Genomic DNA, 22,536 nt, shown 5'->3' on the forward strand with positions numbered 1-22,536 from the left:
AAAGACTTCGAAGGCTCTGCCGCCACCGAGCTCGCCTGGCTGCTCGCCGCCCATCTGAGGCTCTTAACTCGCCGTCTGGCCAGACCTTGAGGGTGTCTACCCTTTTTGAGTCAGGCTCTGAGGAGACCGCAAAGCGGTCGTCTCGAAGGACGAGGCGCTCGCTCAGGCCCCGCCTGGAAGTCGTAGGCGTCGCCCCTGTGCTCATGCGCAGATCGCCCTATTGCCAGCCGGGGACGCCGCGCATGTCGGGCAGATGGTGGGCGATGCCCTTGTGGCAGTCGATGCAGGTCTTTTCCTTGGTGAACAGGAAGCGCTGGTGGGCGACCGAGGCCCGCGGCGACTGCTTCGTGATGTCCATGGAATCGGCGCTGTGGCAGTTGCGGCATTCCAGCGAATCGTTGGACTTGAAGCGCGCCCATTCATGCGCCGCCAGCTCGAGCCGGTGATCCTGGAATTTCTCGCGGGTGTCGATCGTGCCGAAGAGTTTGCCCCAGACCTCCTTGGAGGCCTGCATCTTGCGGGCGATCTTGTCGGTCCAGTTGTGCGGCACGTGGCAATCCGGACAGGTCGCCCGCACGCCGGAGCGGTTGGCGAAGTGGATGGTCGACCTCAGCTCGGCATAGACGTTGTCCTTCATCTCGTGGCAGCCGGTGCAAAATTTTTCGGTGTTGGTCAATTCCAGCGCGGTGTTGAAGCCGCCCCAGAAGATCACGCCCGCTGCGAAGCCGGCCAGCACCAGCACACCAAGCCCGAACACCGAGCTCGGCCGGATCAGCACCTGCCAGAGCTCGCGCGCAAAGTCCCAGCTTCGCGCGACGAAGCCGCGCCTGGCCTTCATTCCTTCGTCGGGCTCATCAGCGGTCGTCGTCATCGGCGTCCACCGGGGCTTGCGCGCGACAGCAGCGTGTCGATGTCGGTGAAGTCGTTGCTGACGGGCGGATTGGCGGTGTTCTGCGGCACGTGGCATTCCGTGCAGAAGAACCGACGCGGCGAGATCGAGGCCAGGAACTGGCCGTCACGGTCCATGAAATGCGTGATCGAGACCATCGGCGCTTTCGATTCCGCGATGCGCGCCCGCGCATGGCAGGACAGGCATTTGTTGCCGTTGAGGTCGACCTGATAGCCGTCGATCGAATGCGGGATCACCGGCGGCTGCTCCGGATAGTTGCGCACTTCTCGCTCGGACGTGTTGCGCATCGGCGTCATCGGCGGCGCCGGGCCTTCGTCATTGAGCGGAGTCGGGCCGCGCAGGCCTGACGTCACCGTCTGCGCGGTCAGCGAACTCGCGCCAGCTGCGATCGCGACTGCGAGCAGCGCGATTCCAAATCGTTTCATCATGACACGTTCACCCGCTCGATGCGCACAGCGCACTTCTTGTAATCGGTTTGCAGCGAGATCGGATCGGTGGCGTCCAGCGTCACCTTGTTGATCAGCTTGGATTCGTCGAACCACGGCACGAATACGAGGCCGCGCGGCGGCCGGTCGCGGCCGCGCGTCTCGACGCGGACACGGATGAAGCCGCGGCGGGAGACCACCTTCACCTCGTCGCCGCGGCGGATCTTCGCCTCCTGCGCGTCGTCGGGATGCATGAAGCACACGGCCTCGGGGAACGCCTTGTAGAGTTCGGGCACCCGGCGCGTCATGGTGCCGGAATGCCAGTGCTCGAGCACGCGGCCGGTCGAGAGCCAGAACGGATAGTCGTTGTCGGGCGATTCGGCCGCCGGCTCGTAAGGCAGGGCGAAGATGCGCGCCTTGCCGTCGGGATAGCCGTAGAACTGCACGTCGGTGCCCTGCTTGACATAGGGGTCGCTGCCTTCGCGGAAACGCCATTTCGTTTCCTGGCCGTTGACGACAGGCCAGCGCAGGCCGCGTTCGCGGTGATAGGTGTCGAACGGCGCGAGGTCGTGGCCGTGGCCGCGGCCGAAGGCGGCGTATTCCTCGAACAGGCCCTTGTGGACGTAGAAGCCGAACGCCTTGGACTCGTCGTTGAGGTAGCCCTCCTCGATATCGGAGACCGGAAACTTGTCGACCTCGCCGTTCTTGTAGAGCACGTCGAACAGCGTCTTGCCGCGCACGTCCGGCTTCTTGGCGATCAGCTCCTCGGGCCAGACCTCCTCGATCTTGAAGCGCTTGGAGAATTCCATGAGCTGCCAGAGATCGGACTTCGACTCGCCCGGGGCAGCGACGAGCTGATGCCAGAACTGCGTACGCCGCTCGGCATTGCCGTAGGCGCCTTCCTTCTCCACCCACATCGCGGTCGGCAGGATCAGGTCGGCCGCGAGTGCGGTGACCGACGGATAGGCATCCGAGACCACGATGAAATTGTCGGGATTGCGGAAGCCCGGATAGGTCTCCTCGTTGGCGTTGGGGCCGGCCTGGAGGTTGTTGTTGACCTGCACCCAATAGGCGTTGATCAGGCCGTCCTTCAGCATCCGGCTTTGCAGCACGGCATGTGCGCCAGGCTTGTCGGGAATGGTGCCTTCGGGCAGCTGCCAGATGTGCTCGGTCTTGGTACGGTGTTCCTTGTTGGTGACGACCATGTCCGCAGGCAGGCGGTGCGAGAAGGTGCCGACCTCACGCGCGGTGCCGCAGGCCGAGGGCTGGCCGGTCAGCGAGAACGGGCTGTTGCCGGGCGATGAGATCTTTCCGGTCAACAGATGGATGTTGTAGATGAGGTTGTTGCACCAGACGCCGCGGGTGTGCTGGTTGAAGCCCATGGTCCAGAACGAGACCACCTTGGTCTTGGGATCGGCATAGAGCTCGGCGATCGCCTCCAGCCGGTTGAGCGGCACGCCCGACATCTCGGCCGCCTTCTCCAGCGTGTACTCTGAGACGAACTTGACGTACTCGTCGTAGCTCATCTCGGTGGAGTCGTTGGCCTTCGCCGCGCCCGTCGCCTTCTTTTGCAGCGGATGCTCGGGCCTCAAGCCGTAGCCGATGTCGGTCTGGCCGCGCCTGAAAATGGTATGCGCCGCAACGAAATCCTTGTTGACCCGGCCAGTCTTGATGATGTGGTTGGCGATGGCGTTGAGCAAATAGAGGTCGGTCTGCGGCTTGAAGATCATGCCGATGTCGGCGAGGTCGAACGAGCGGTGCTCGAAGGTCGAGAGCACGGCGACGCGGACATGCGGCGCGGACAGCCGGCGGTCGGCCACGCGCGTCCACAGGATGGGGTGCATCTCCGCCATGTTGGAGCCCCACAGCACGAAGGCATCGGTGGCCTCGATGTCGTCATAGCAGCCGGCCGGCTCGTCGATGCCGAAGGTGCGCATCATGCCGGCGACGGCGGAGGCCATGCAGTGGCGGGCATTGGGGTCGATGTTGTTGGTGCGGAAGCCGGCCTTGAACAGTTTCGAGGCGGCATAGCCCTCCCAGATCGTCCACTGGCCGGAGCCGAACATGGCGACGCCGTTGGGCCCGCGCTTCTTGATCGCCTCCTTCCACTTCACCTCCATGATGTCGAAGGCTTCGGTCCAGGACACGGGCGTGAATTCGCCGTTCTTGTCGTATTTACCGCCCGTCTTGCGCAGCATCGGCTGCGTCAGGCGGTCGTGACCGTACATGATCTTGGAGAGGAAGTAGCCCTTGACGCAGTTGAGGCCGCGATTGACCTCGGCCTTGATGTCGCCGTGCGTCGCGACGACGCGGTTCTCCTTGGTCGCGACCATCACCGAGCAGCCGGTGCCGCAGAAGCGGCAGGCGGCCTTGTCCCATTTCAGTTCGGCGACGTCGCGCTCGGCGACGAGGTTGGCGGCGAGCGCCGGTGCCGGCATGCCCGCAGCGGCGGCCGCGATGGCGGCGGCCTCGAGCTTCAGCATCTGGCGGCGGTCGAGCTTTGGCGATGTCATGATGGCTCTCCCGGCCCTTAGGCGGTTTCGATGGCGTGGAAGACGAGCGCTGCGGAATAGACGTCGGGCAGCGACTGGATGGTGTTGAGCAGGGTGCCGAGGCTGCCGGAATCCGGCGCCTCGGTCACGACGACGAGTTTTCCTCGCGCATCGCGGCCGTGAATCTCGCAGCCGGCAAGGGTGGTGATCGCGGCTTCCAGCTGGTCCAGACGCTCGGGGCGCGCCTGCACGATGATGCTGGCGATCTCGCAACCGGGGGGCGCGACGACGCGCTCGGCGCTGAGCACCCGGCCGGTGATCAAGGCACGGCGGTTGAATTTGGTGTGGGCCATGATGCCTGTCTTTCGCTTTTCGGGGGGATCAATGAGCGGAGGGAGGGCCGGGGGGGCCGGCGAACATCTGGTAGATCCAGACGCCGAGCCCGTAGGAGCCGACCGTTCCGACCGCGAGGACGGGCATCACGACCGCGGTCAGGAACAGGAAAGCGAAAATCTCCATGCGCTTACGGCGCACGCGCGTAGTCGCGTCGTCAGGGGCCGACATATTCGGTCTCTTTGAATGGTATGGGAATCGGGACGGCATCCGGGCCGTTGCCTTGCTGCATTTTTGATGCATTTGGACTGCCACGGCGTTGATCTGGATCAATCGGCCAGGTCGCCGGATTGTCGCAGCACGGCTTCTCGGACGGGCGCGTTGCGACGTGTGCGCGAAAATCGTTCTCCCGCACGGCGGAATTGTGTTCTCGTAGACAGCGCCGCCTCGCGCATTAAGATGAGCAACAAAATAAGCGGGAAAAAAACCTGGGAGAGACGGCGTCATGAAGTTCGGCATCTTCTATGAGCTGCAACTGCCACGGCCGTGGGTGGCCGGGGACGAGCTCAGCCTCTACCAAAACGCGCTCTCGCAAATGGAACTCGCAGACCAGCTCGGCTACGACCACGCCTGGGTTGTCGAGCATCACTTCCTCGAAGAATACTCGCATTCGCCCTCGCCGGAATCCTTCCTCGCGGCGGCGAGCCAGCGCACCAAGAACATCCGGCTCGGCCACGGCATCCTCCAGCTCACCACCAACCATCCGGCGCGTGTCGCCGAACGCGTCGCGGTGCTCGACCTGCTCTCCAACGGCCGCTGCGAATTCGGCATGGGCGAGAGTGCGTCCATCACCGAGCTCACGCCGTTCGGCCGCGACATGGAGACCAAGAAGGAGGTGTTCGAGGAGGCCGTCGCTGCGATCTTCCCGATGTTCAAGGACGCGGGAAGCGAGCATCACGGCAAATACTTCGACATCCCGTTGCGCAACGTCGTGCCAAAACCGGTGCAGAAGCCGCATCCGCCGCTGTGGATGGCCTGCTCGCAACTGCCGACCATCGAACGCGCCGGTCGTCACGGCTTTGGCGCGCTCGGCTTCCAGTTCGTGAGCGCGGACGCCGCGCACGCCTGGGTGCACGCCTATTACAACGCCATGACCAAGCGTCTCGCAAAGCTCGCCGACTACGAGATCAACCCGAACATGGCGCTGGTGTCGTTCTTCATGTGCGCGAAGACGGACGAGGAGGCACGTGCGCGCGCCGACGGCGCCACCTTCTTCCAGTTCGCGCTGCGGTTCTACGGCGCCTCGCAGAATCGCCAGCGTCCCGCGCCCTACACCGTCAACATGTGGGACGAGTACAACAAGTGGAAACGCGACAATCCCGAGGCGCAGGAGGCGGCGCTCCGCGGCGGCCTGATCGGCTCGCCGGAGACGCTTCGGCGGAAGCTGAAGCGCTTCCAGGGCTCGCACATCGACCAGGTCATCCTCCTGAACCAGGCGGGCAAGAACAGCCACGAGCACATCTGCGAATCGCTGGAGCTGTTCGGCCGCGAGGTGATGCCGGAATTCCAGAACGATCCCGCGCAGGCGGCCTGGAAGCAGGGCGTCATGAGCGGCGAGATCAAGCTCGAAGAAATCGACACGGAGGCCTTTACCGATCGTTACGGCAAGCTCGCGGTCAGGGTGGCGCCGGTGAAGGCGGCGGCGGGGTAGGTACCGGTAAGACCGGAGATGTCGGCTTGTGGAGTAAGAGCAGGCCGTGTTGTTAGCCTTAATCCTCAATCACCATCGCAATTTGCTTCGCTATCGTAGCTCACGTCAGATCACCGGAGTTGGAAATGTAAGCTCGACATCCGGCGCATAAACAAAAGGGATACCCTTTTTCGTTCCACTGTCGCCGATCCGGGTCACAACGATGTTGCCGAATGCAGTTGAGATGGTCGTGGGAGCACCATTGCCCACGGTAAAAGAAACCCCGACTGGGCGATGATCGTGCCGCTCGATCTGCGGAGAAAAAGAGAACTGATCTTCACCCAAGTGATGCTTCAGCTCTTCCAGAAAAGGTATGACCTTACGCTCCATCGCCTGCTTACAGTGCTCGATGTCAGCGGTTCCCTTGTCCTTGTTTTCCGCAGCGATAATCGTCTGCCTCTCCTTTTCCACGACCGCTGCGGATGTTTTCTGTCGGAACTTTTCAGCCAGCTGCTCGGCGTTCATGTTTGTTTCAATCGATTAGGCCCCTCCGGTATTTTGCATAATGCTAAGGCTTATCGGTGGCGTTGTTATTTCGCACTCCATCCAACAGGACCAGCTCTTAGGAACCAACAAGCGATGCGAGCATTGTTGTTTGTCGTCACTCCGGCAGTTGGTACGGTGCCTCCTAGGTTCCCGTGTCTGGCCAGCGCTTCTCTGACGGACGCTATTCAGAATTGGCGGCTTAATGACTTCCGAACCGAGGCCCGTCGCACAACCGGCCTCCGATGCTCTCCTGGACCGCCAGGACGAGCTTCCATACCGCCGCCGCCAACAGGCTCTCCTCAGGGACTTTGGTACGGCTGCGTTGCAGACCCGTGATTTTCGGCAGATCCTTCAGCAAGCAGCCGAACTCTGTGCTCGTGGCCTGGGATGCTCTTATGCCAAGGTTTTGGAATATCTCCCCGCTGAACAGCGTTTGATTGTGCGTGCTGGCACTGGCTGGCCCGCGGGGACGGTGGATCATGTGACGCTTGGCGCTGATATCGAATCGCCCGCCGGCTTTGCCTTTCAGACGGGTCGATCGGTTATTTCCAATCACTTGCAGGAAGAGACCCGTTTCCGGACGCCGAAACTTCTGGCCGAACATGGCATCAAACGTGCGATCAACGTGCTTATCAGGCGAGGTGGAGAGGGCGAAACCCCGTTCGGTGTTCTCGAAGCTGATAGTCACGATCCCGGACAATTCGACGAGGCGGACGCGGACTTTCTGGCCGGTTTTGCAGGTCTCCTCGGCATCGCCATTGAACGTCAAAACGCTGACGCCAAACTTCAGGAGGCCCTCGATCACGAGGCGTTGCTGACGCGTGAGATGAGTCATCGCGTCAAGAACAGCCTCACATCGGTCGTGGGCCTGCTACGTGTCCAAGCACGCGGCTCAGAGTCCGTGGAGGTGAAGAATGCACTGGAAAATGCGGCCATGCGCGTCGCGTCCATCGCGGAAGTTCATGATCACCTCTGGCGGGGCAGCAAGGTCGGATTTGTAGATCTCTCGGATTTCGTCGGTCATCTTTGCCAAAATCTTCAGAGTTCGGCACCGGAACACACGCTTCGATGTCATTCCGACCCTGTTATCATATCGGCCGACAAGGCCATTCCTTTGGGGTTGCTGGTCAACGAACTCGTCACGAATGCGGTTAAATATGCCTATGTCGATGGACCCGGTATAATCACGGTGGACGCCCGAGAGATCGACGGACATTTGCTTGTCGAAATTTCCGACGAAGGCGCAGGACTCCCCGACGGATTTGACATCAACCAGCCGCGGAAGAGCCTCGGTTTCCGGATCATCAACGGGCTGGTCAGGCAATTGATGGGCGAACTGACGATCTCGAAGAACACCCCAAGAGGGACGCTATTCGCAATCAGATTTTCGCTCGATCCGCCCTGAACGAACGGCTGATGCGCGTGTGGAGGCCCGCATGGCGGGCACCAGGAAACAAACAAGATTTTGCGGGCTCTCTAAAATGCCTTCTATCGGTTCACCCATCTGCGTTCTTGTTGTCGAAGATGAAATGTTTACTCGCATGGATGTCGTCGAGATGCTCCGCGGAGCCGGATTTGACATTCTGGAGGCAAACAACGCCGACGAAGCCATTCAAATGCTCGAACAGAATTCAAACATACGGCTTATGTTCACCGACATCGATATGCCCGGTTCAATGAATGGTTTGAAATTGGCGGCAGCGGTCAGAGACCGCTGGCCGCCGGTCGGGATCATCGTCACTTCGGGGCATTTCAAAATCAAAGCCGGGGATCTTCCGGCAGGCGCCCGGTTTATAACCAAGCCCTACTGGCCGGCGCAAATTATCGGCGCTGTCCACCAGCTTACCGACGCTGCGTGACCGCCCAACCGGATCAAACCACGATGGTCCATCCCGGCTTCATTGAGCTGTCGCGGGGAAGCACGCTGGCCGACAGAGGGATCGGTCGGCCCGCATTGTGCGCACGCAAGTCTCACGTCTTGACTCGAAAACGCCAGCCAGAACATAGGTAATTAGCGATGAAGACACTAGGAACCTTGTTCATAGCCGCACTGATGGTTGCGGTCGGTGCTAGCCAAGCGCGGGCAGAGTGCGAAATTGCCGACGCCAAGCTTGAGGAGGCAATTCAGCAGAATCCGCGACTTCGAGGGCCGGCCAACAGTCAGTCCGTGCGCGACCTCCGGAGCTTAAGGGATGCCGCTTTCACGCTTCGATCTTATGGACGTCACGAAGACTGTGAGCGTCTCCTCGCCAACATTCGCGAACTTATCGCGGGGCCTCCTATGGGATCATTGGGAGACAACGATGAGGAGGCGGCCGATAAGCAAATCGCCGCTCGTGAACCAAAAATCAAGCGCGGAACATCGTCAGGCAGCCGCGACAAGAAAGACGCCAAACCGTTGATAAGGATCGACCAGCTTACACCGGGTTTGAGGACCGACGAGATGATCGGGGCGGAAGTCCGCAGTTCCGATGACAAGATCGTCGGCGAGGTCAGGAACATCGTTTTCGGCACGAAGGATGGAAGGGACTACGCGATTGTCGCTTCGGGCGGATTTTTCACCACCGGAAAGGACAGCATTGTGGTGCCGATCCGTTCTCTGAAGGTTACGCAGGATCGATCGAGCTTCTTTCTTCCCGTTGCCAAGGAAGTCATGAAAACCGTGCCTGTCATGCCTGACCAGGATTACAAGTGGCTCTCCGACCAGGCTTGGCGAGTCCACAACGATGCTTTTTTTGAAAAGCCCTAACAGACCCGCCACGCGGTTTTTCATCAAGGACGCTTCTCACCCGCAGCGGACGTTACTTCGCTTGCCGCCGCTGCTTTTTTGTCTGCGCCCAATTTGGGCAGGCCGGATACCTGTTCACTTCCAGCGAGGCGAAGCATTTTTGCGCAGGGCCGACAGCCACGGCGCGGCATATCCCGGCAACACCGGACTTCCGGCGCGCCCCCATTCCTGATAAATTTCATCAAAAGGCGACAAGGAGGAAACCATGCGGTCTCGCCCGGTGCCCGCAAATCGAGCGGCTGGCGATGTCGCGCCAGCGGTGCTCGCCATCGGTCGCCCGGATTTCCCGGATGTCTTGATCGATACACTGCGCCGGCAGGCCGGCGTCGGGCATTGCATGGTGTTCGCACTGAGCCGCGCGGGCGCGGCGCGCTGTCTGCTCGATGCCGGCAACATCCCGATCGGCGGCGATCTCGGTGCGGCCTATGCCGGGCAGTTCCACCAATCCGACCCCAACCGCGATGCGCTGTTCGAAGGCGAGGGCCGCGCGCCGCTCGTGCTGCCGGCCTTCGCGCCGCGCATGTACGGCGCGCGCTACCGCAAGATGTTCTTTGTGGATTCCGGCATCGTCGACAAATGCGCGACCGCGATCTGGGTCGACGACACCTGCTTCTACGTCAATTTTTACCGGATCGCCGCCCAAGGCCGCTTCAGCGACGCCCAGCGTGCGCGGCTCAAGGCGATTGCACCTGCGATCGGCGCGAGCGTGGCGCGCCATTTCCAGCAAGGCGCGGCGACGCACGACCAAAATCTTGCCACGCTGTTTGCGACCCGCGCGCCGCTTTCCGCGCTGACGCCGCGCGAGCAGGAGGTATGCCGCCGCATCCTGCTCGGCTTCAGCTCCGAGGCGATCTCGCAGGCACTCGGCATCAGCCTGCATTCGACCGTGACCTACCGCAAGCGCGCCTATGAGCGGCTTGGCATCTCCTCGCAGAACGAATTGTTCGCAATCGTGCTGGGCCTGCTTGCGGGACCTGGTCGGCTGAACTGAGGCTGTCCCAATCGCTGGGGACAGACGGCGCCTCCTGAAGCCGCTAGCCTTGGCGGCAAACAGCAAGGGAGCGAAGCTTGAGCACGGCGCCGCGCATCGACATCGACCCCCAAACTTTCTGGGCCGACCCCTACCCGATGCTCGCGCGGATGCGGAAGGAGGCGCCGATCGCCTTCGTGCCGCAGCTCGGCTCGACGCTGCTGACCAGCCGCGACGATATCTCGATCTCCGAGAAGCAGATCGACGTGTTCTCCTCGCACCAGCCCGCGGGCCTGATGAACCGGCTGATGGGCCACAACATGATGCGCAAGGACGGCGAGGCGCATCAAATCGAGCGCCGCGCGATGTTTCCGACGGTGTCGCCGAAGACGGTGAAGGCGCACTGGACCGCGCTGTTCCAGGCCCATGCCGACCGCATCATCGCTGCGATCGAGCCCGGGCGGATCGATTTCATGCGCGACTTCGCGTTGCCGTTCTCCGGCGAATGCCTGAAGTCAATCACCGGCCTCACCAATATCGGCTTTGCGGACATGGATGCCTGGTCGCAGGGCATGATCGAGGGGATCGCCAATTACAGCGGCGACGCAGCCGTCGAGGCGCGCTGCCATGCGGCGACGTCGGGCATCGATGCGGCGATCGACGACATCCTGCCGGTAATGCGCAAGCATCCCGACCAGAGCATCCTCGGCGTGCTCCTCGCTTCCGGCATGGCGATGGAGAGCGTGCGCGCGAACGTCAAACTCGCGATCTCCGGCGGCCAGAACGAGCCGCGCAAGGCGATCGCCGGGACGGTGTGGGCGCTGCTGACTCATCCCGACCAGCTCGACCTCGTGCGCAAGGGCGAGGTGACCTGGCTCCAGGCCTTCGAGGAATATGCCCGCTGGATCTCGCCGATCGGCATGTCGCCGCGACGCATCGCCAAGCCCTGGTCGATCCGCGACGTCTCGTTCGAGACCGACGAGCGGGTGTTCCTGATGTTCGGCTCGGCCAACCGCGACGAGAAGCATTTTGAGCGCGCCGACCAGTTCGACGTGCGGCGTGACACGGCCAAGAGCGTCGCGTTCGGCGCCGGTCCGCATTTCTGCGCCGGCGCCTGGGCGTCGCGCGCCATGATCGCCGACGTCGCGCTGCCGACATTGTTCGCGCGCGCCGGGCGGATCGAGATCGCCGATGACGAGCCGGTGCGGATCGGCGGCTGGGCGTTCCGCGGGCTGCAAAATCTGCCCGTGAGGTGGTCTTAGCAGTTTCGGTGTCATCACCCGCCTTGTGCGCAATTGCGCACTGGGGCGGGCGATCCAGTACGCCGCGGCGGTCGTGTGACGCATTGGCGTCTCTGGGATACTGGATTCCCGCCTTCGCGGGGGATGACAGTTGAGATGGAAGACGCTTCGCGCCACGACAGCTCCCAGTCCACCATGATGCCATCCTGCTCCTGTTTTGCCCGACGAGTCAAAGCCAATTTCGGATAAGGCGTAAGTCATTGTTTTCGCACGCCCCGGCTACTGTGCATGGGGTTGTTTTCGAGATTTTTTGAATCTCTGCCGGCTCACGTGCGTTTTTCACATTCGCGTGCGGAAAAATATCCCCTGCATTCGCGCCGTGGATTGAAAGATTAATCATGCGCTCCGCCACGCGCGCAGTGCTTGCATCGCTATTTTTGCGCGCGTCTCGACACCTCCGATAAGCCGCACCATCATTCCCGAAAGATGAAATGATGACGGCCGCACGCGGCCGGGAGTGTCGGATGCAGCGTCGGGACTTTCTCAAACTATCCGTTGGAACTGCGGCAGCCGCTGCATTCGCTTCGCGCGCCAACGCGCAAGGAACGTCACAAGGAACGTCACAAGGCGCGGTGAAGGAAATTCGTGTCGGCTACCAGAAGAACGGCGTGCTGGTCATCACGCGCCAACAGGCCGCTCTGGAAAAACATTTCGCTCCCTTGGGCATCGAGGTGAAATGGATCGAGTTCTCCTCGGGGCCTCCGATGATGGAGGCGATGAATGTCGGCAGCGTCGATTACGGCGCGGTCGGCGACTCCCCTCCGGTATTTGCCCAGGCCGCGGGCGCGGCGATCGTCTATGCCGCCGGCCAGCCCATCACCAACGGTCAGGGCATTCTGGTGCCGAAGGATTCGCCGATCCGCGTCATCGCTGAATTGAAAGGCAAGCGCGTCGGCTTCACCAAGGGATCCAGCGCCCACAACATCGTGGTGCAGACGCTGGAGAAGGCAGGCCTCACCTATGCCGATATCACGCCGGTCTACCTGACGCCGCCGGATGCCGGCCCGGCCTTTGCCAACGGCAGCATCGAGGCGTGGGCGATCTGGGATCCTTACTTCGCGATCGGCGAGACCAAGCAGAGCGGTCGCATCCTGATCAATGCGCGCGACGTCACCAAGACCAACTCCTTCTACATCGCCAACCGCGACTTCGCTAGGAATCACGGGGCGATCCTGCAACAGATCGTCGACGTAACGGCCGCGACCGCGCGCTGGGCCGAGCAGCATCGCGACGAGGTGGCCAGATCGCTCGCCGCAGTCACCGGCATCCCCCTCGATATCCAGACCATCGCAGCCAACCGCTCGGCCTTCGCGGTCGGCCCCGTCACTGACGACATCGTCACGACCCAGCAGGGTGTCGCCGACCGCTTCTACAAGCTCGGCCTGATCCCGAAGCCGATCGTCATTCGCGACATCGTCTGGCGCAACCCGGCAGCCTGATCGTGCCGACCAATCTCCCCATTTCAAAGGGTTTGAACATGAGGCGTATCATCCAGCGTCTGGTCGCGGCCATCGTGCTGTCGATCGGTATCGTCGCCGCCGCGGTCGGCACCTCCTACGGTCAGGACAAGGTGGTCCGCATCGGCTACCAGAAATACGGCAAGCTGGTGCTGCTCAAGAGCAAGGGCACGCTGGAGCCGAAGCTCGCTGCCGACGGCTACAAGGTGGTGTGGACCGAATTCCCCTCCGGCCCGCCGCTGCTCGAGGCGCTCAATGTCGGCGCGATCGATTTCGGCAACACCGGCGAAGCACCGCCGATCTTCGCGCAGGCCGCCGGCGCGCCGATCCAGTATGTCGCCTACGAGCCGCCGGCCCCGAAGGGCGAGGCGATCCTGGTGCCGAAGGACAGCCCGCTGAAATCGGTCGCCGATCTCAAGGGCAAGAAGGTCGCGCTGAACAAGGGCTCCAATGTCCATTATCTCCTGGTCAAGGCGCTGGAGAAAGCCGGCGTCAAATATTCCGAGATCGAGCCGGTCTTTCTTGCTCCTGCCGACGCGCGCGCCGCCTTCGAGCGCGGCGCGGTCGATGCCTGGGTGATCTGGGATCCGTTCCAGGCCGCTGCGGAAGCCGCCACCAGCGCCCGCACGCTTACCGACGGCACCGACATCGTCGCGAACTACCAGTTCTATTTCTCCTCGAAGAAATTCCTCGAAGCCAACCCCGAGATCGTCGACGCCGTGCTGGCCGAGCTGAGCGCGGTCGACGATTGGGCCAAGGGCGACATCCATGCGGTTGCGGAGCAGCTGGCGCCGTCGATTGGCCTGTCGGTCCCCGTGGTGGAGGTGGCGCTGAAGCGGCAGTCCTACGGCATCAAGCCGTTGACCGACGCCGTCATCGCCGACCAGCAGCGGGTTGCCGACGCGTTCCTCGCGCTCAACCTGATCCCCAAATCCATCAAGATTTCCGACGTGGCGCGGAGGCCAGGATCATGAGCAAGCACGTGAGCAAGCAAGCGAACGCCAACATTCTCTGGTTCCTGCCGACCCATGGCGACGGCCGTTATCTCGGCACCGGCATCGGCGGCCGTGAGGTCAATTTCAACTATCTGCGCCAGATCGCGCAGGCCGCCGACCAGCTCGGCTATTTCGGCGTGCTGCTGCCGACCGGGCGATCTTGCGAGGATTCCTGGATCGTCGCCTCCTCGGTCGCGCCGTTCACCGAGCGGCTGCGCTATCTCGTGGCCGTCCGCCCCGGCCTGCAATCGCCGAGCGTGGCGGCGCGCATGACAGCGACGCTCGACCGCATCAGCAATGGCCGGCTTCTCGTCAACGTCGTCACCGGCGGCGATCCCGTCGAGAACAAGGGCGACGGCATCTTCCTCGCCCATGACGAACGCTACGAGGTCACCCGCGAATTCCTCAGCGTCTATAACGACCTGCTCGGCGGCAAGACCGTCAATGTCGAGGGCAAGCACCTTCACGTCGAGGGCGGCAAGCTGCTGTTTCCGCCGGTTCAGTCGCCGCGTCCGCCGCTCTATTTCGGCGGTTCGTCGGATGCCGGCATCGACGTCGCTGTCGACACCGTCGACAAATATCTCACCTGGGGCGAGCCGCCGGCGCTGGTCGCGGAGAAGATCGCGAAGGTGAAGGAGGTGGCCGCTGCACGCGGTCGAAAACTATCGTTCGGCATCCGGCTCCACGTGATTGTCCGCGAGACCAATGACGCGGCCTGGCGAGCGGCCAATGAGCTGATCAAGCATGTCAGCGACGAGACCATCGCGACCGCGCAGAAGAACTTTGCGCGGATGGATTCGGTCGGCCAGCAGCGCATGGCGCAGCTCCACGGCGGCAAGCGCGACAAGCTCGAGATCGCCCCGAACCTGTGGGCTGGCGTCGGCCTCGTGCGTGGCGGCGCCGGCACGGCGCTGGTCGGCGACGCCCAGACGGTCGCGGCCCGCATCAAGGAGTATCAGGACATCGGCATCGACACCTTCATCATGTCGGGCTATCCGCATCTGGAGGAAGCCTATCGCTTCGCCGAGCTGGTGTTCCCGCTGCTCTCGCTGGAGCAACCCAGCAACGTGACCAGGCTGCACTTCAACGGCGGTCCTTTTGGTGAAACGGTCGGCAGCGACTTCCGTCCGCGGCACAAGGTGTTGCAGTCATGAGCCTGATCGACAGCGCTTCGCTTCCCCGCGGCTTGCGTCTGCCGCGCGTCGACGGCCTGATCCAGTGGATCGTGCCGCTCGCCATCATCGCGATCTGGCAGGTCGCCAGCGTCACCGGCTTCGTGCCGACGCGGGTGCTGCCGGCGCCGAGCGACGTCTTGCTTGCAGGCTGGAAGCTGCTGCTCTCCGGCGAGCTCGTGCGCAACATCTGGGTTTCGTTCTGTCGCGCTTCGATCGGCTTCCTGATCGGCGGCAGCATCGGCTTCGCGTTCGGTCTTGCCAACGGCCTGTCGCAGCTGTCGTCAAAGCTCACCGACACCACGCTCCAGATGGTGCGCAACGTGCCGCATCTGGCGCTGATCCCGCTTGTCATCTTGTGGTTCGGCATCGACGAGAGCGCGAAGTTGTTTCTGGTGGCGCTCGGCGTGTTCTTCCCGATCTACCTCAACACGCTGCACGGCATCCGCACCGTCGACCCGCAGCTGATCGAGATGGGCCGCATCTACGGCATGACCGATGGCGAGCTGTTCCGCCGCGTGATCTTCCCGGGCGCGCTGCCCTCGATCTTCGTCGGCATCCGCTTCGCGCTCGGCATCATGTGGCTGACCCTGATCGTCGCCGAGACCATCGCAGCCTCCTCGGGCCTCGGCTACATGGCGATGCAGGCGCGCGAGTTCATGCTGATCGACGTCGTGGTGCTCTCAATCCTGATCTACGCGCTGCTCGGCAAGCTCGCCGACAGCGCCTCCCGCGTGCTGGAGCGGGCGACGCTCTCCTGGCACCCCGCCTATTGGAAACGTTGAGCAGAAATACTGGGAATCACATGCAGACAGCCCTTCGTACCTCCCTTCCGGAAACCGAGCTCGCCACCCGCGCCAATTTCGCGCCTCATGCCCGCGTGGTGCGCGAGGAGCGCCCGGTGCAAACGAGCGGCCTGCCGCTCAGCATCCGCGGCTTGCGCAAATCCTACGGCGACAACGAGGTGCTGCGCGGCATCGATTTGCACATCCCCGCCGGCCAGTTCGTCGCCATCGTGGGAAAAAGCGGCTGCGGCAAGAGCACGCTGCTGCGCCTCATCGCCGGCCTTGAGAAGATCGACGCCGGCAGCATCTCGCTCGGCGACGCGGTGAAGCCCGAGGATATCCGCGTGATGTTCCAGGAGCCTCGGCTGCTGCCCTGGGCCCGCGTTCTCTCCAATGTCGAGGTCGGCCTCGGTCGCGATCGTGCCTCGTCCGACGCGCATTCACGCGCGGAGAAGGCGCTGACCGAGGTCGGGCTGGCCGACAAGCGCGACCAGTGGCCCTCGGTGCTGTCGGGCGGCCAGAAGCAACGCGTTGCCCTCGCTCGCGCGCTGGTCTCGCGCCCCCGTGTGCTCGCCTTCGACGAACCTCTTGGCGCGTTGGACGCGCTGACCCGCATCTCGATGCAGCGGCTGCTGGAGCGCGTCTGGCGCGACCAGGGCTTTACCGCGATCCTGGTGACCCACGATGTCGCCGAGGCGGTCGCGCTGGCCGACCGGGTGCTGGTGATCGAGGAAGGGCGGATCGCCCATGACGTCGTGGTTAACACGGCCCGGCCCCGCGAACGCGGCTCGGCCGAGCTCGCGGGTCTCGAAGGCTCGATCCTGAGCCATCTTTTGTCGGCGGACGATCGTACCTAAATAGAGAGGGACCCCGGCTTGGGGACGATGCCATGAATGTAGTGCCCCGCGATCTCATGACCGAAAATGCCGTTTCGTCCGCCGCTTTCCGCGGCGCCATGCGCCACCTCACCGGCGGTGTCAGCGTCATCACCGCCGGACGGGGCAAGGAGATCACCGGCATGACGGTCACCTCCGTCACCTCGCTCTCGGTCGATCCGCCGACGCTGATCGTCAGTATCAACCGCGACGCCTCCTCCTTCCCGCTGATCCGCCGCTACGGTGCCTTCGGCGTGAACATCCTCGCGGCCGATCAGCTCGACGTCGCCGAGCGCTTTGCCGGCAAGGGCGGGCTCAAGGGTGCCGATCGTTTTGCGGGCGCCAGTTGGGTGACGGCGGTCTCGGGTGTTCCGCTGCTGGTTGGGGCATTGTCCGCCGTCGATTGTGAAGTCGAGGAGATCGTCGAGCGCCATTCGCACGGGCTCATCATCGGGCGGGTGCGGGACGTCAAGAATTCGACCCGCAACGCTGCGCTGGCCTATTGGCACGGCCAGTACGTGGCGGTGGATCAGGACGAAGACGCCGCCAGGCTTGCGGACGTCAGCGTTCCCACGCACGTCCGGCGCGGCATTTGATCGCCGCCGGCCACGGGCCGTGCAGGCTGGCCTTTTTGCTTCCATCGCTCTAGAAGCAGCTCGGCCTCCCGCCGGGACGGCAATGGAGCGCAATGATGAAACGCGTCGCGACCTGGACCTTCTACGCGGTCGGTGCGCTCGCGATCGCCTATCTCGCGCTCTACGCTTATGCGATGTTCAGCGGCCACCCGATCGTGCCGGGCGACCCCATCCAGATATTCCGCAAGCCGGATGCGCCGAGTTATTCGTAGGGCGAATGCGTCCGCGGCCAATGCGACGCGCCGCTCTCCCAACTCGTCATGGCCGGGTCAAGCCCGGGCATGACGACAGAGTGCGTGGCGACTACCCCCGCAAAATCGCCAGCGCCAGCGCCTGCGCGCGCGGCACGATGCTGTCGAGCTCGAGATATTCCTCCGGCGTGTGCGCGAGCCCGCCGACGGGGCCGAGGCCGCAGATGGTCGGCGTTCCCACCGCGGCGGTGAAGCCGGAATCGGCGCAGCCGCCGGAGAACTCACCCTGCAGCGTGGTGAGGCCGGCCTGCTTTGCGGCGGCCTGATAGTTCTCGAACAGCGCCTTTGAATCGGCGCTCTGCACCACCGGGACGAACTCGCCCTTGACCGTGAGTGTCGCGCTGGTGCCAGGCACGTAAGGTGTCGCGATGATGGTCTCGATCGCGGCCATCACCCTCGCGCGATCCGCCGGATCGACATAGCGCAGGTCGATCTGCCCCTCCGCGTAGGGCGCCGTCGTGTTGACGGACTGCCCGCCCGAGACGAGGCCGACATTGAGCGTGATGCCCTTGTCGAGATCGGTCAGCGCGTGGATATGGACGATCTTGTGCGCGAGCTCGCCGATCGCGCTGACGCCGGCGGCGAAATTGGCGCCGGAATGCGCGGCTTTGCCGGTGATGGCGACATGCATGAAGATGCCGCCCTTGCGGCCGGTGACGATATTGCCGGTCGGGCGGCCCGGCTCGGAATTGAACACGGCGCGCGCGGCGCGTCCTTCGCGCTCGATCACCGGCCGCGAGGATGGCGAGCCGATTTCCTCGTCGGAGGTGATCAGCAGCTTGATCGGGTGCGGGCTGCCGCCGAATTTGTGGAAGGCGGTTGCCACGAATATGTTCATGACGACGCCGGACTTCATGTCGGCAACGCCCGGACCATAGGCGCGCTTGTCTTGAATCGTGAACGGACGCCGGCCGGCCTCGCCCTTGCCGAACACGGTGTCGCGATGTCCCATCAACAGCACCGGCTTCTCGTTGCTGCCGGGCTTTACGACGTCGGCATGGATCGCATCGCCGAAGGTGGCGTTGGCCTCGCGCCGGAACGGAATGCCGTGCTCGGCAAAATGCTGCTCGAACCGCGCCCCGACCGCATCGACGCCTTCCTTGTCATAGGACCCGGAATCGATGTTCACGACATCGCGCAGCAGATCGATCATCGCCTGCCGCTGCGTCGCCAGCCAGTCCGTGATTTGAGCTTCCGACATGTATATCCTCGCGTGGTTCTCACGCGGGGTTATAGGGCGTTGTGCTGACGCGACCTAGTCGCCGAATGCGGTGCGGCCATGTGTTCAGTCCCACAGCCCGGATGAGTAAGGCGATATCCGGGGGGCGCCGCGGCAGATTTCCCCGCATGTCGCTCCGTTCATCCGGGCTACGCACAATCCCTCTCCAGCGCGTCCTGGCTTTCGCTAGGACGACACTGAGGGGGTGGGCAGCAGGTTAACGCTTTGGCTCCGCCATCGCTTCCACACCGCGAAGCTGCGTGGCGATGGTCAGCGCGCCGATCTTCCGGCCCATGTCCTTGCCGATCTCGGTCGAGAACCGGTAGTGAAAGCCGGCCCAGATGCGGGCGTTGGAGACTTCGTCGCTATAGTCTTGGAGCCGCGACCATTTTCGCGTGACGCCTGGCGCAGTGGGGCTGGTCAGCGAGAATTCGCCGAAATCTCCAACGACAGTCTGGAGCACTGTCGAAATCGCTGCCGACGTGATGCAGTGAGCGCAGGGATATTCCGGATGCATCGGCGTGTCCCCCAGCGGAATCCAGGACGCTTCGCGAGGCGTCGCCGCATTCGACGTCAGGTCCGCGTTGCGGATGGCCGTGATCGGCCGCCAGAAATTGTAGTGGTATTTTGCGTCGAACACGGCGACCAAGGCGTCGTTGCCCGCAATTGAAGTCAACGCGTACAGCCGGGCGCAGTCGACGAGATCCATGCCCTTGGCCATTGCCGCCTGCCTCACGATCGGATTGTAGGTGCGGGCACCGACAAAGAACCAGAACCGACCGACCGTCGTTTGCTCGGGCGTCCGGGTCGGGCTGCTTCGGCTGCCGACCTCGCGGATTTCATTGATATCCCGCGTCCACACCTCCGAATCAAGCGCCGGCGGCGGGCCGGGGCGAAACTGCGACCCGGAGGCCATGACCCAAGGCGTTGTTGCGCCCACGGTCGAGAACAGCGGGACGGTGGTCGGAACGTAGGCGCCCGGTGTCGTAAGGGGCCGGTAAGTTTCCGGAACGGCGCTGCCGTCGTTCGCACGAAGCTCGATGATCTTCATGGCGGCTTCTTGCCCGAGGCCGATGTCGGCGATCTTGGACTCGCCGTCGGCAATCGGCACCAGGGAGTTTGTCAACGTCGCATCCAGGTCCGGCTTGAGGTCTGGATAGATCGAGAGCAGCACGTCGTGAGCCGCAACTGCCGCCGCCGCTTCCCGCGACGTCGAACGATCTGCAGACAATGATAATTTGTATGGCGCGTACCGTCGGTCGATGGCGTTGACTGCTTCAAACATTGCAACGTGCATCTTGGATAATGCGTGGCTGTGGGGCGCTGGAGGAGTTTGCTTCTCGGCAGCGATCGCGTCGGCCTTTGCATTCCAATCCATAATCACGTCAGCGCGTGCAAGCGGGGCCGAAGCTGCAATCAGCGCAACAATGAGCGATAGGCGGGAGATCCTCCACGACGAGTATTTCATGGCGTGCCCTTTCGATGTGAGGGACGTTTTCGCGAGCCCGATGCGGCTCTGGCCGACATCACGTCGCGCAGCGCGAGGACTCTAGCTATCTTGATGTGTTTTGATTGTGAACTGCTTCACTCACCGATAGCGGTGCCGGGAAACAGATTTGTCCGTCCGGCAGAAGAGTTGCATGCCGAATGGGTAGGCTTGGCTTACCGTTCGCGCTGCATCGTGGAGTCGGCTATAGTCAGCAGAAGCTGCCAGTTGGACGTGCCGAAGTCCGTAGCTCGATTTTCAAGGCAGCTCGCATGCTGTCGGCAGGCTGTGCCTCGCTCTCGTTCAGAGCGTCTCTTCCAGGACTACATTGTCACCGCTGTAACCTCGACGGAGAGAAACATGCCGTTGTTCATCTCGTACGTCTCATACTCAAATTCCGGTATCAAGGGAATGGTCGACAAGCCGGCCGATCGTACCGCAGTCATCGGTGCGTTGGTCGAGAAGGCGGGCGGGAAGCTCCAGGGAGCGTTCATGACGACCGGCTCGCATGACGCGTTGCTCGTTACCGAGTTGCCCGACGGGGCGGATGCTGTCGCCATCGGAATGGCCGCCGCTGCAAGCGGCGCCATTGCCAAGATCGAGACTGTGCGCGCCTGGAAGATGAGTGAATTCAAAACAATCGCGGAAAAGGCCGCGAAGCTTGCAAGCGTCTACGTACCGCCGGGCAAGTAGGCTGACGCGAGCGCGGCGGCCACATAGCCAGCAAACCGGTCGCCAGGGCTAGGTCGCCCCGGCCGTCCATGACTCCTATATGCCCCGGTGCGGGCATCATGAGACCAACAAGCTGTTGCCTACGCCCCCACCATCGGCATGCGCGGATATTCTCCGGGTGTGCCGGCGGGGGTGATCGGAATGCCGCCGTCGGAATATTCGTTGAGCTTGTTGCGCAGCGTGCGGATCGAGATGCCCAGGATGTTGGCGGCATGGGTCCGGTTGCCGAGGCAGTGCTTCAGCGTCTCCAGGATCAGGTCGCGCTCGACGTCGGCGACGGTGCGGCCGACCAAGGCCCGCGTCACCTGCTCGGCGGCCATGGTGGCATGCGCCACGGCCGGGACGGTTTTGGCGAGGTCGAGGCGGTCGCCGTCGGGCGTGAGGATGGCATCGGCGCCGATCTCGTCGCCCTGCGCCATCAGGACCGAACGGTGCATGGTGTTTTCGAGTTCGCGGACGTTGCCCTGCCAGCGGTTGGTCGAAAGCACGCGGCGCGCCTCCGCCGAGATCGGGCGCATCGGCACGCCGTTGGCTTCGGCGTATTTCTTCACGAAGTGCTGGGCGAGTTCGAGGATGTCGAGGGGACGCTCACGCAGCGGCGGGATCTTCAGATTCACGACGTTGAGCCGGAACAGGAGGTCCTCGCGGAACGTGCCCTCGCGCACGGCATCGACCAGATTGCGGTTCGAGGTCGCGATGATGCGGATGTCCACCGGAACGGGCTTGGTGCCGCCGACACGGTCGATCACGCGCTCCTGGATGGCGCGGAGCAGCTTCGATTGCAGGCGGACGTCCATCTCCGAGATTTCGTCGAGCAGCAGCGTGCCGCCGGTTGCCTCCTCGAACTTGCCGATGCGGCGGGCGATCGCGCCCGTGAAGGCGCCCTTCTCGTGGCCGAACAGCTCGGACTCCAGCAGATGCTCGGGGATCGCGGCGCAGTTGATCGAGATGAACGGGCGCTTGGCGCGGCCCGAGCGGGTGTGGACGTAGCGGGCCAGCACTTCCTTGCCCGTACCGGATTCGCCGGTGATCATCACCGAAGCGTCCGAGCCCGCGATCTGCTGGGCGAGCTTGATCACCTTGGCCATCGCCTCATCGCGGTAGACCAGCTCGCGGGAATCGTTGGCGACCGCGGCCAGCACCGCTGCGATCAGTTCCGGGTCCGGCGGCAGCGGGATGTATTCCTTGGCGCCGGCATGGATCGCGGCGACCGCGGCGCGGGCGTCGTTGGTGATGCCGCAGGCGACGATCGGAGCGTGGATGTGCTCGGCTTCGAGCCGCATCACGAGATCGCGGATGTCGAGGGCGACGTCGACCAGCAGAAGGTCGGCGCCCTTGCCGCCGCGCAGCACGCGCATTGCCTGGTCGAGATCCTCGGCGTGGGTCACGGTGGCGCCGTTCGCCATCGCGATCTTGGTGGCGGTGGTGAGCTGGCCCTTCAATGTGCCAACGATGAGAAGCCGCATATCAGTCT

General features: G+C 63.2%; 24 protein-coding genes and 1 pseudogene. 15 read left to right on the plus strand and 10 right to left on the minus strand.

The window, feature by feature from the left end; genetic code table 11:
* Positions 1-90 (plus strand): annotated as a pseudogene (locus JQ591_RS32935) (IS5/IS1182 family transposase); the annotation flags it as partial.
* A gap of 127 nt (positions 91-217) precedes the next feature.
* On the opposite strand, the gene JQ591_RS32940 reads toward JQ591_RS32935, so the two are convergent.
* Genes JQ591_RS32940 through napE form a run of 5 tightly spaced genes read right to left on the minus strand, consistent with a single transcriptional unit; the run spans position 218 to position 4,391 of the window.
* A complete protein-coding gene (locus tag JQ591_RS32940; protein WP_211400136.1) occupies positions 218-871 on the minus strand; it encodes a NapC/NirT family cytochrome c in 654 nt (217 codons plus the stop codon).
* Entirely contained in the window at positions 868-1,338 is a 471-nt protein-coding gene (locus JQ591_RS32945) for a nitrate reductase cytochrome c-type subunit (protein ID WP_211400137.1), read from the minus strand. The genes JQ591_RS32940 and JQ591_RS32945 overlap by 4 nt, the downstream gene beginning before the upstream one ends.
* Complete coding sequence (gene napA / locus JQ591_RS32950; RefSeq protein ID WP_211400138.1) at positions 1,335-3,848, minus strand: nitrate reductase catalytic subunit NapA; 2,514 nt, start codon at positions 3,846-3,848, stop codon at positions 1,335-1,337. Before napA ends, JQ591_RS32945 begins: the two co-directional genes overlap by 4 nt.
* 17 nt (positions 3,849-3,865) lie before the next feature.
* Positions 3,866-4,180, minus strand: a complete 315-nt coding sequence (locus tag JQ591_RS32955) for a chaperone NapD (protein ID WP_211400139.1) — start codon at positions 4,178-4,180, stop codon at positions 3,866-3,868.
* Positions 4,181-4,208: 28 nt separating this feature from the next.
* Positions 4,209-4,391, minus strand: coding sequence for a periplasmic nitrate reductase, NapE protein (napE, locus tag JQ591_RS32960; RefSeq protein ID WP_211400140.1), 183 nt, complete (start codon positions 4,389-4,391; stop codon positions 4,209-4,211).
* 274 nt (positions 4,392-4,665) lie between these two features.
* Between napE and JQ591_RS32965 the strand changes: the two genes are divergently transcribed.
* Positions 4,666-5,871: an LLM class flavin-dependent oxidoreductase gene (locus tag JQ591_RS32965; RefSeq protein ID WP_211400141.1), complete on the plus strand. Its 1,206-nt coding sequence runs from the start codon at positions 4,666-4,668 to the stop codon at positions 5,869-5,871.
* A 105-nt stretch (positions 5,872-5,976) separates the two neighbouring features.
* Here the strand turns inward: JQ591_RS32965 and JQ591_RS32970 are convergent, their stop codons facing one another.
* Positions 5,977-6,375, minus strand: coding sequence for a hypothetical protein (locus JQ591_RS32970; RefSeq protein WP_211400142.1), 399 nt, complete (start codon positions 6,373-6,375; stop codon positions 5,977-5,979).
* A gap of 223 nt (positions 6,376-6,598) precedes the next feature.
* Between JQ591_RS32970 and JQ591_RS32975 the strand changes: the two genes are divergently transcribed.
* From JQ591_RS32975 to JQ591_RS32985, 3 genes are all read left to right on the plus strand, one after another.
* Positions 6,599-7,801, plus strand: a complete 1,203-nt coding sequence (locus JQ591_RS32975) for a sensor histidine kinase (RefSeq protein WP_211400143.1) — start codon at positions 6,599-6,601, stop codon at positions 7,799-7,801.
* A 31-nt stretch (positions 7,802-7,832) separates the two neighbouring features.
* The gene (locus JQ591_RS32980) at positions 7,833-8,255 is read left to right on the plus strand and encodes a response regulator (RefSeq protein ID WP_433995227.1); all 423 of its coding nucleotides are present in this window, start codon (positions 7,833-7,835) and stop codon (positions 8,253-8,255) included.
* Positions 8,256-8,413: 158 nt separating this feature from the next.
* A complete protein-coding gene (locus JQ591_RS32985; protein ID WP_211400144.1) occupies positions 8,414-9,145 on the plus strand; it encodes a PRC-barrel domain-containing protein in 732 nt (243 codons plus the stop codon).
* Between the two features lie 114 nt (positions 9,146-9,259).
* Here the strand turns inward: JQ591_RS32985 and JQ591_RS35630 are convergent, their stop codons facing one another.
* Positions 9,260-9,391, minus strand: coding sequence for a hypothetical protein (locus JQ591_RS35630; protein WP_283817995.1), 132 nt, complete (start codon positions 9,389-9,391; stop codon positions 9,260-9,262).
* On the opposite strand from JQ591_RS35630, the gene JQ591_RS32990 reads away from it, so the two are divergent.
* From JQ591_RS32990 to JQ591_RS33030, 9 genes are all read left to right on the plus strand, one after another.
* The gene (locus JQ591_RS32990) at positions 9,390-10,175 is read left to right on the plus strand and encodes a helix-turn-helix transcriptional regulator (protein WP_211400145.1); all 786 of its coding nucleotides are present in this window, start codon (positions 9,390-9,392) and stop codon (positions 10,173-10,175) included. The two genes, JQ591_RS35630 and JQ591_RS32990, sit on opposite strands and share 2 nt — an antisense overlap.
* 77 nt (positions 10,176-10,252) lie before the next feature.
* Positions 10,253-11,416, plus strand: coding sequence for a cytochrome P450 (locus JQ591_RS32995; RefSeq protein ID WP_211400146.1), 1,164 nt, complete (start codon positions 10,253-10,255; stop codon positions 11,414-11,416).
* A gap of 503 nt (positions 11,417-11,919) precedes the next feature.
* Positions 11,920-12,894, plus strand: a complete 975-nt coding sequence (locus JQ591_RS33000; protein ID WP_211400147.1) for a sulfonate ABC transporter substrate-binding protein — start codon at positions 11,920-11,922, stop codon at positions 12,892-12,894.
* A 38-nt stretch (positions 12,895-12,932) separates the two neighbouring features.
* Entirely contained in the window at positions 12,933-13,886 is a 954-nt protein-coding gene (locus tag JQ591_RS33005; protein WP_211400148.1) for a sulfonate ABC transporter substrate-binding protein, read from the plus strand.
* A complete protein-coding gene (gene ssuD / locus JQ591_RS33010) occupies positions 13,883-15,061 on the plus strand; it encodes an FMNH2-dependent alkanesulfonate monooxygenase (protein ID WP_211400149.1) in 1,179 nt (392 codons plus the stop codon). Before JQ591_RS33005 ends, ssuD begins: the two co-directional genes overlap by 4 nt.
* The gene (locus tag JQ591_RS33015) at positions 15,058-15,864 is read left to right on the plus strand and encodes an ABC transporter permease subunit (RefSeq protein WP_211400150.1); all 807 of its coding nucleotides are present in this window, start codon (positions 15,058-15,060) and stop codon (positions 15,862-15,864) included. The genes ssuD and JQ591_RS33015 overlap by 4 nt, the downstream gene beginning before the upstream one ends.
* 20 nt (positions 15,865-15,884) lie before the next feature.
* Positions 15,885-16,721, plus strand: coding sequence for an ATP-binding cassette domain-containing protein (locus tag JQ591_RS33020; protein ID WP_211400151.1), 837 nt, complete (start codon positions 15,885-15,887; stop codon positions 16,719-16,721).
* 32 nt (positions 16,722-16,753) lie between these two features.
* Complete coding sequence (locus JQ591_RS33025) at positions 16,754-17,335, plus strand: flavin reductase family protein (RefSeq protein ID WP_211400152.1); 582 nt, start codon at positions 16,754-16,756, stop codon at positions 17,333-17,335.
* Positions 17,336-17,427: 92 nt separating this feature from the next.
* The gene (locus tag JQ591_RS33030; RefSeq protein ID WP_211400247.1) at positions 17,428-17,586 is read left to right on the plus strand and encodes a hypothetical protein; all 159 of its coding nucleotides are present in this window, start codon (positions 17,428-17,430) and stop codon (positions 17,584-17,586) included.
* Positions 17,587-17,677: 91 nt separating this feature from the next.
* Here JQ591_RS33030 and JQ591_RS33035 read toward each other — a convergent pair whose 3' ends face one another.
* On the minus strand, positions 17,678-18,826 hold the full coding sequence (locus JQ591_RS33035; protein WP_211400153.1) for a M20 family metallopeptidase: 1,149 nt from the start codon (positions 18,824-18,826) through the stop codon (positions 17,678-17,680).
* Between the two features lie 235 nt (positions 18,827-19,061).
* Complete coding sequence (locus tag JQ591_RS33040; RefSeq protein ID WP_211400154.1) at positions 19,062-20,312, minus strand: vanadium-dependent haloperoxidase; 1,251 nt, start codon at positions 20,310-20,312, stop codon at positions 19,062-19,064.
* A 378-nt stretch (positions 20,313-20,690) separates the two neighbouring features.
* Between JQ591_RS33040 and JQ591_RS33045 the strand changes: the two genes are divergently transcribed.
* Positions 20,691-21,023 carry a GYD domain-containing protein gene (locus JQ591_RS33045; RefSeq protein WP_211400155.1) on the plus strand — a complete coding sequence of 111 codons (333 nt, stop codon included), beginning with the start codon at positions 20,691-20,693 and terminating at the stop codon, positions 21,021-21,023.
* Positions 21,024-21,142: 119 nt separating this feature from the next.
* On the opposite strand, the gene flbD is transcribed toward JQ591_RS33045, so the two are convergent.
* Positions 21,143-22,528 (minus strand): sigma-54-dependent transcriptional regulator FlbD, encoded by a 1,386-nt coding sequence (flbD, locus tag JQ591_RS33050; protein WP_211400156.1) that lies wholly within the window; start codon positions 22,526-22,528, stop codon positions 21,143-21,145.
* Positions 22,529-22,536: the final 8 nt, after the last annotated feature.

It is taken from the genome of Bradyrhizobium canariense (assembly GCF_018130465.1).
Taxonomy (GTDB): domain Bacteria; phylum Pseudomonadota; class Alphaproteobacteria; order Rhizobiales; family Xanthobacteraceae; genus Bradyrhizobium; species Bradyrhizobium canariense_C.